Below are 8,147 nucleotides of genomic sequence, written 5' to 3' on the forward strand. Positions count from 1 at the left end.
CTCCTTATTTCACAGTTTCTACTTCATACATCGCTTTTAATGATTTCGTTTCTAGTGCTTGTCCCCATGCTTCTTTATATGTGCCACGAGCTTTTTGGAAACGTTCATTTAACTTAGTGACCATATTTGCATCTTGCAGTATTTCCTTTATGTGATCGAAGCCTAATCGTTCTGTCCAGTAGGCAGTACGCTCTCCATAAATACCAGTTTCACGATAATATTGCATGTAAGCTGTAGCGATGCGAAGGACATCATCTTCAGTAGGGACAATCATTACAAAATCAGCTTCGCGTACTTCCGTACCACCATTTCCGCCAATATAAAGTTGGTATCCATTTTCGACACAAACAACGCCAAAATCTTTCGTCAGTACTTCCGCACAGTTACGCGGACAGCCCGTTACACCCATCTTTATTTTATGAGGTGTATCTACCATTTCTAATGATTGTTCAAGCAACATACCAAGTCCTAATGAATCTTTCGTACCGAAACGGCAGAAACGAGAGCCAACACATGATTTTACATTACGAAGAGATTTTGAATACGCATATCCAGAAGCCATATTTAATTCAGCCCATACGTTAGGTAAATCTTGTTTCTTAACACCGTATAAGCCAATTCGGCTCGCACCTGTAATTTTCACAAGTGGAACATCGTACTTTTTCGCAACTTCAGCAATTTTCATTAAATCATCTGCTGTTGTAACGCCTCCGTACATACGTGGAATAACAGAGAAGGTACCATCGTGCTGGATGTTACCATTCATTCTTTCATTCACGAAACGGGATGATTTATCATCTTCATATTCTTCTGGAATCGCCATACGTAAATAGTAGTTTAAAGCAGGACGACATTTCGAACATCCATCTTCATGTACAAAACCAAGAACGTTTCGTACTTCTTTTGGAGATTTTAAACCTTTCTCATGAATGGCCGCTACGACTTCATCACGTGATAAAGGTGTACATCCGCACATACCGGTAGACTGTGCAGAAGCATCAAAAGCATCTCCAAGTGTATGAGATAAAACTTGTTCTACAAGCGGACGACATTTACCACAAGACCCTGCGGCTTTCGTACAGGCTTTAACTTCTTCAAAAGTCTTTAACTCCTGTTCTAAAATGGCGTGAACGATTGTGCCTTTCGTAACACCATTACATCCGCAAATTGTGTCATCCGCACTCATAGTAGCAACGTCAAGTTCACATTCTTCACCAGCTTTGTGAAGAATGGAAGCTGGTGTATATTCTTGTATATCTTCTTCTTTCTTTAACATGCTAAAGAGGCGGGTACCGTCAGCTGTATCACCGTATAAAACGATACCGACGACTTTATTATCACGAATTAATATTTTTTTATAGGAACGTTTACATTCATTAAAGATGGATATTGCTTTCGTTTGATCATCTTCATAAATTTGGCCAGCAGAGAATAAATCACAACCAGCAACTTTTAAGTGTGTACCGACGATACTGCCCGAATATCCATCAGTTTGTAAATTTGTTATATGTTTTGCTAATATCGCACCTTGTTCATAAAGAGGAGCAACAAGTCCATATGCGATACCGTCATGCTCTGCACATTCTCCAACTGCATAAATGGACTCATCATTTGTTAGCATATAGTCATTGACTACAATACCGCGATTTACAATTAGACCAGCATCTTTTGCTATTTGCGTATTTGGCCGTATTCCGACAGCCATTACGATTAAATCACAATCTACAACTTCACCGTCTTCAAATTGAATGCCCTCAACATGGTCTGTACCAAGAATTTTTACAGTTTTCTTTTCCATTAAAAACTTCATGCCTTGTGCTTCTAAATCTTCACGCAGAAGAGCAGCTGCTTTCGTATCTAGTTGTTGCTCCATTAAGCTAGGCATTAAATGAACAACATGTACGTCCATTCCTAAATCAATTAGACCTCTTGCGGCTTCTAAACCGAGTAACCCGCCACCAATGACAACGGCCTTTTTCTTTTCTTTAGCGGTATCTATCATAAATTGTGTATCTTCAATAGTTCGAAATCCTGTTACACCAGAAAGTGCGGAACCTTCAACAGGTAAAATAAAAGCACTAGAACCTGTTGCGATAATGAGCTTGTCGTATGTAAGAGTATGCTTCTTTTCTGTAATAATAATTTTTTCTTCTCGGTTAATACTTTGAACTCTTTCATTCGTATACAAAGTTATTTCGTTTTCTTCATACCAACTGTATTCATTCATAATGATATCTTGTATATTTGTTTTGCCTTGTAAAACATGAGAGAGCATAATGCGGTTGTAGTTTGGATGCGGTTCATCTCCAAAAATAGTAATCTCATATGAATCACTATCATGTTTTAAGATTTCTTCCATACAGCGAATGCCAGCCATACCATTTCCGATCATAACTAAACGTTTTTTCATTTTCGTTTCCCCTTTTTATGTGAAATATTGAACAAAGGATTATATTTTTATTATAGAAAATCAAATAAGGGGGAGATGTGATATTTATCACATCTTTATAATGATTCACAAATTGTTAAAATTCGGTTTTATGTGAAGGGGATGTGAATATTTTTCGCGAAACGAAAAAGCAGGCCATAAGTATTTACACTCATGTCCTGCACTTGATTTATGCTTTCGTAATGGCACGCGGAAATAAAATATTATTTTCTAAATGAATATGCTCAAATAAATCAGACTCTAGCGCTTCGAGGCGTTGGTAAACAAGTCGATAAGTACCGCAAGCACCTTCTGGAGGAGTAAAGTCATTTGTCACTTTACGAAGTTCTTTTATAATATTTCCAGCATGATTGTGCTCATTTTCTAGTTCATTTACTACTTTACGTAACTTAGCATAGTTTTCATTAGTTGGATTTTGTTCAAATTCTAAAATTAATGGAAAATCTTCCATTTCTTCTTTAATTAAATGCTGTTCTAATTCCATTCTAAGTTCATGAAATAGCTCATGAATTTGAGCAAAATGAGGCTGACTTGCCCCATGAACACGTAATACTTTTGTCACATATGGACTTAACTGTGGTAATTCTTCATTTAAATAGCGGTGATGCTTATTTATGACATAATCAATCAATTCACGATAAGAAGCATTTTTCCAATCAATTTCCGATTCATTTAATCGTTTCGTATTATGATAAAGCGTATTTAACTCTGTAAGCACTTCAGTAGCTGATAAATTTCTTTCATGAATTGCATCAATAAGTGGCTTATTACCGCCACAACAAAAATCTATTCTATATGATTTAAAAAGATCACTAGCTTTCGGAAATTGTGTAACAATCTCACCAACAATTGAAGTTTCAGTAAATGTATGTTCCATATGAATGCCTCCATAAAATTTTAATGTAATATCTGAATTAAGAATAGCGATAAATTAAAATCTATGTAGTGATTGAAATCACTTATTCTGTGTCGTTTTTGAGAATAATAAGAAGAATGTTATTAAAATAAGGGGGAAAGTAATAAGTGGTAATATTTTACGTTAATAAAAAAGAAGCTTAGTAAAAGCTTCTTTTTTATTACTATTTTTCACATGCAATTCCATCGCCATCACGATCAAGATGAGAGCTATAACCTGGTTGCCCTTTATGTAAAGGAGCTTTCCCAGCTGCTCTAACTGCAGCACAATTTTTGTAGTATGCACTATCAGTATTACCATTAGCTGGTTGTGTTTGAGCTTGCTGTGCTTTTTGTTCTTCTTGTTGTTTACGAGCTTGTTCATCAGCCTGACGTTTTTGTTCTTCTTGTTGTTTACGAGCTTGTTCATCAGCCTGACGTTTTTCATCCTCTTGCTTACGAGCTTGTTCTTCGGCTAGACGCTTCTCATCTTCTTGCTTTTGAGTTTTTTCGTCCGCCTCTTTCTTTTCTAGCTCTTTTTTCTGTTCGCTATCTTTTGGCTCTTCATTATTAGAGGCAACTTTTGTACTAGTTGCTGTCGTTTTTTCAGAAGAAGGAGCTGAAATACCTAATAACACAACAAAAATGACAAATAATACAGCTGTAATAATAAATTGTTTTTTCGCTACACCTGTTTTCTTAATAACAGATAAGATTGCTAGAACAAGGAAGAATATAAATAGAATGAAACTTAAAGTAGAAAAAAACTCGACGACGGGGTGTTCCGATTTTGTTGTACCGGCCGTTATTAATATAATAGAAATCATAAAAAGAATAACGGTAGGACGTCCATATTGTTTTGCTTTTCCATTTTTCTTAAAGAATGAAATGATACATAAGATTAAAAGAATAAAAGCAATAAAAAATAAAGCTGCACCAATATTACTTAAAATCGACATTTTCATACCTCTATTTGTAAGATTCTTCTTATTGATTATATAGGAATTTATTGGATATTACACGTTTTGTATAAATTTAGAAAATTAATATTTTTAATAGACTCATAAACATTTATTTTATATATAAGGAAAAATGGATATATTTCCTATTACTTTTTGAAAGAGATTTCATAAATTATAGTATATCAATTGAAAGGAGGAGATTTGAATGGAATTTCAATTGTTGGTAACTTGTATATTACAAGAAGGTAATGCTTACTTTTTAGTAACGAAGGTAGATGATGTTATTACGTTAAAAGTACCGATTACTGCGGGAGTAGCAGGTTTATTTTTAGCTTTAGGTGTACCAAGATGTTCTTAATTTAAATCTATAGTAGAAGAGGAAGGGACATGCCTTCCTTTCCTACTATTACATAATATAATTATGTAAACTTAAATGTCATATTTGTGATAGCACGTTTGAAATGGACATGCATATACTATAATGTTTCATTGGATGTTAGCGGTGAAAGGTAGTTTTAATAAGTGCATCCAGTGATATTTTTAAGCTATGAAAATAAAAGAGGTGCTATTATATATGAAAAGAAAAACATTGGATATTCCAGTTACATTGCGAAGAGAGTGGTTTTTAATAGAGTTAGCTCATTTAACGAAAAAATATGGAATTGAAATTGCAACTAGTAAAATGGATGCTGCACCGTTTTTAAGAGATCAAGTTACGGAGTCAAAGATAGGGAAAGGGCTACAATACGATAAATATGATGATGAGTATATAATTGAAAATTAAAGGGTAACAACAAAATTAAATTAATTTATAACAAAATATAAAATAAAGCAGATTCTAAATATAGAATCTGCTTTATTATGAAATACTTGTAGTCAACTAGCCTCTTTCTAGTGTTTTTCCTACATATTTCTCTTGCGTTATTCCAAAAGAGTCACGAAGAATGCGAGCATAATCTTTAGATTCTATTGGTCGTTTATTTTTGGTGCCTTTAAAGGTTTCTGTATAATTTTTATTTGTTAATGATATGTGACCATAAGTAGTTAATTTACAAGTGATAGCTCCTTTATTAAAAGGAGATTCTTTATGCTCTACAATCACTTTTTGAATCTTATTCACTTTTTTCTCATCTATTGGATCTACAGTGAAAGCATAGCCTATTTTCCATTCGTTTGAAGGTTCAGATTGTAAGAAACTTGTAGATTCCCCGTTAGCTCCTTTTCTCATTTCTAAAATATGCGTACCTTTTCGAGTATTTCGCTTACGAATTCGATATTCTCCTGTTTGAGAGGAGATGACTTCTCCGTTAAAAGGGACTGGATGTAAAGGGAGATGAGATGCAAAACCTGCATCCACAACATAATCTTTATCCTCATGACTTAATATGATAATGACATGACCATCATCGGGTTTCCATTTATTATCGTAAAGGTCATAAACAGTACCGGCTACTTTGTATACTTGAAACCCACAATCAATTAAAAAATAATACAATAGGGAGTTTAATTCATAACAAAGTCCACCTCGTTTTTGAATAAGTAACTTTTCTATTAAGTTATCTTTTGAGATATTTTTAATAGTACCAGCCATAATATCAAGATTTTCATAGGGGAGGATCATTCCCATTTTTAAGAGAATTTCATCTAAATCATCAAGTGTTATTTCTTTTGCAGGAATTTCTAAGCGTTTAAAAAACTCCTTTTGTAATTTGGTCATCATAAAGTATTCTCCTTTCTTTTTACAGAATTTTCTTCTGCTCACCGATAGGTTAGTACTTCTAAAAAGTTAATTCAAGTGTGCGGAAATTATCATAATATATGTTTCTGGAAATATGATTTTCTATTCGGAAATTTCAGTTTAATTTTTAATCGTAGGAAAGTCTTATAATACAAGCTCCTTTAAAATTAGTTTGTATTTAATGAAAAGAAAGTACATATCTTTATTATATTTTTAAATAACTAACTAGTAATAAAATGTTTTTTCACTAAAATTTTTTCAAGATTTGTATGCTTTATATAAACAATAATGATTTAAAAAATATCTGGGTGTAGCGAAGTTAACAATTATTGAGAAACTTTTTTGTCGTATTCTATCAAAAGGAAGAGGTAGAAACAAAGAGAATAACGAGAGTTAAGGAAGAGGGTATACAACTAGTAACCTTCTAAAAATAAAAGATTAGCTATTATTAAGGAAGGGAAAATATAAAATATTATAAAGAACACCTTCTTTCAAAAAAATAGGGGGAGTAATATGCGACTGATGAGAAGATGTGTGGCCTTACTAATTGTATTTTTTATCATGGCTCCAACGATTAGCACAAATGTACAGGCAGAAGTTGTAAAAGAGCTTGGAAAGGGGTTTCCTGATACAGAAGTATTCACACCTGGAGAATGGTTTTTAGGCCAAAAACCTGCTAATTATGATGAGAATAAACCGCCAATTCTCTTTGTACAAGGAAGAAATGGTAATGCTGATAGTTGGTATGGAAAGACAGTATATCATGATATAAATGATATGTATGTGCGCCCATAAGGGTAGATTTAGAATTGATTAAATAGCACTAATCTAGGTTAGCTCACGAAAGACCTATTACCAATCACCTCACCTAGAAGGGAAACCTAAAGGGGAAAACAGCATGGTGATAAAGTCATAAGTTGGTCAACTACTAAGATCACGACTGAATGGCAAGGTAAAACTCATAAATAAGGATGAAGGCTACACTGCTTGAATGATAGACCAAGGGTGGTCAGCGATACGAGTAATGAAAGGTAGTTGATACATTACTAGGGAACAAGGTTATAAAGAGGATAGTTTAGGTCGTACATATAAGCTATCAGTGAGTCTCTCCCTCCCAGCCACAGTAAGTGGAAAAAAGGTCGAACGTCACATCCGACATTATGAAAGCTATTCTTTATCTATCTAAATGGGGATTGCCTAAGTTGGGATGCCACCGGCATACATGCGAATTTGGCTATGAAGAATGACACCAAGTTACTAACAAGGTGTGTGACTTCTGAATACCCAATAAGGCAACGGAGCCTTCATAGTAGTCCGAGCTAGGGAAAGCCTAGTACATGGCGAAGGAAGGCAACTTATCCGGTCTAAAACAAAATTGGAAGGTGTGTGAGACACAATGAGAAATCCAAATGCAGTATTAGACAATCTGAATAAAAAAACAATTAACCCAGCTTATAAATTTGAACGTCTGTATCGAAATCTATATAACCAGGAGTTCTACTTTGCAGCATATCAAAAAATATATGCAAAAGAAGGGAACATGACTAGAGGAACAGATGGGCATACCATTGATGGTATGAGTTTGGAACGTATCGATAAAATTATTGAAAGAATTAAAAACCAAAGTTATCAACCAGCTCCATCTCGCAGAGTATATATCAGTAAGGGGCAAAATAGGGGAAAGAGGCCTTTAGGGATACCCTCTATAGATGATAAATTAGTTCAAGAAATCGTAAGAAACATCCTAGAAGCTGTTTTCGAACCGACCTTTTCTAACAATTCTCATGGGTTTAGACGTAATCGCAGTTGTCATACAGCACTAACACAAGCAACTAAAATCTTCAAAGGAGTTAAGTGGTGGGTAGAAGGTGATATCAAAGGCTTCTTCGACAATATTGATCATCACATTTTGATTAAACTGCTAAAAAGAAAAATTAAAGATGAAAAATTCATTAATTTAATCTGGAAATTTCTTAGAGCGGGTTATTTAGAGGATTGGAAATTCAATAATACTTATAGTGGCACTCCACAGGGAGGAATAATCAGCCCAATTCTATCAAATATTTATCTAAATGAACTTGATAAGTATATCGAAGAGTATAAA

The 8,147-nt window shown here is 34.1% G+C and carries 7 protein-coding genes and 1 pseudogene; 4 read left to right on the plus strand and 4 right to left on the minus strand.

What is annotated here, in order from left to right; genetic code table 11:
• Positions 1–4: 4 nt before the first annotated feature.
• From nirB to ACS2CR_RS14705, 3 genes are all read right to left on the minus strand, one after another.
• Positions 5–2,410 (minus strand): NADPH-nitrite reductase large subunit, encoded by a 2,406-nt coding sequence (gene nirB / locus ACS2CR_RS14695; protein ID WP_000746917.1) that lies wholly within the window; start codon positions 2,408–2,410, stop codon positions 5–7.
• A 208-nt stretch (positions 2,411–2,618) separates the two neighbouring features.
• On the minus strand, positions 2,619–3,326 hold the full coding sequence (ric, locus tag ACS2CR_RS14700; RefSeq protein ID WP_000401358.1) for an iron-sulfur cluster repair di-iron protein: 708 nt from the start codon (positions 3,324–3,326) through the stop codon (positions 2,619–2,621).
• 202 nt (positions 3,327–3,528) lie between these two features.
• Complete coding sequence (locus tag ACS2CR_RS14705) at positions 3,529–4,302, minus strand: excalibur calcium-binding domain-containing protein (RefSeq protein ID WP_021727821.1); 774 nt, start codon at positions 4,300–4,302, stop codon at positions 3,529–3,531.
• Between the two features lie 208 nt (positions 4,303–4,510).
• On the opposite strand from ACS2CR_RS14705, the gene exsG reads away from it, so the two are divergent.
• Positions 4,511–4,663: an exosporium protein ExsG gene (gene exsG, locus ACS2CR_RS14710; protein WP_000395679.1), complete on the plus strand. Its 153-nt coding sequence runs from the start codon at positions 4,511–4,513 to the stop codon at positions 4,661–4,663.
• 216 nt (positions 4,664–4,879) lie between these two features.
• The gene (locus ACS2CR_RS14715) at positions 4,880–5,089 is read left to right on the plus strand and encodes a hypothetical protein (RefSeq protein ID WP_000824207.1); all 210 of its coding nucleotides are present in this window, start codon (positions 4,880–4,882) and stop codon (positions 5,087–5,089) included.
• A gap of 96 nt (positions 5,090–5,185) precedes the next feature.
• Here ACS2CR_RS14715 and ACS2CR_RS14720 read toward each other — a convergent pair whose 3' ends face one another.
• A complete protein-coding gene (locus tag ACS2CR_RS14720; protein ID WP_000988429.1) occupies positions 5,186–6,025 on the minus strand; it encodes an arylamine N-acetyltransferase family protein in 840 nt (279 codons plus the stop codon).
• Positions 6,026–6,556: 531 nt separating this feature from the next.
• Between ACS2CR_RS14720 and ACS2CR_RS14725 the strand changes: the two are divergent.
• Positions 6,557–6,826: pseudogene (locus ACS2CR_RS14725) on the plus strand (hypothetical protein); the annotation flags it as partial.
• 613 nt (positions 6,827–7,439) lie between these two features.
• On the plus strand, positions 7,440–8,147 hold a 708-nt coding region (locus ACS2CR_RS14730), incomplete at its 3' end, for a reverse transcriptase domain-containing protein (RefSeq protein ID WP_438906065.1).

Source organism: Bacillus cereus group sp. BceL291, from assembly GCF_051776705.1.
GTDB lineage: Bacteria > Bacillota > Bacilli > Bacillales > Bacillaceae_G > Bacillus_A > Bacillus_A cereus.

Coding starts and splice junctions, on each gene's coding strand:
- nirB (WP_000746917.1), bottom strand. CDS start 2,410: ATGAAAAAACGTTTAGTTATGATCGGAAATGGTATGGCTGGCATTCGC.
- ACS2CR_RS14705 (WP_021727821.1), bottom strand. CDS start 4,302: ATGTCGATTTTAAGTAATATTGGTGCAGCTTTATTTTTTATTGCTTTT.
- ACS2CR_RS14720 (WP_000988429.1), bottom strand. CDS start 6,025: ATGATGACCAAATTACAAAAGGAGTTTTTTAAACGCTTAGAAATTCCT.
- exsG (WP_000395679.1), top strand. CDS start 4,511: ATGGAATTTCAATTGTTGGTAACTTGTATATTACAAGAAGGTAATGCT.
- ric (WP_000401358.1), bottom strand. CDS start 3,326: ATGGAACATACATTTACTGAAACTTCAATTGTTGGTGAGATTGTTACA.
- ACS2CR_RS14715 (WP_000824207.1), top strand. CDS start 4,880: ATGAAAAGAAAAACATTGGATATTCCAGTTACATTGCGAAGAGAGTGG.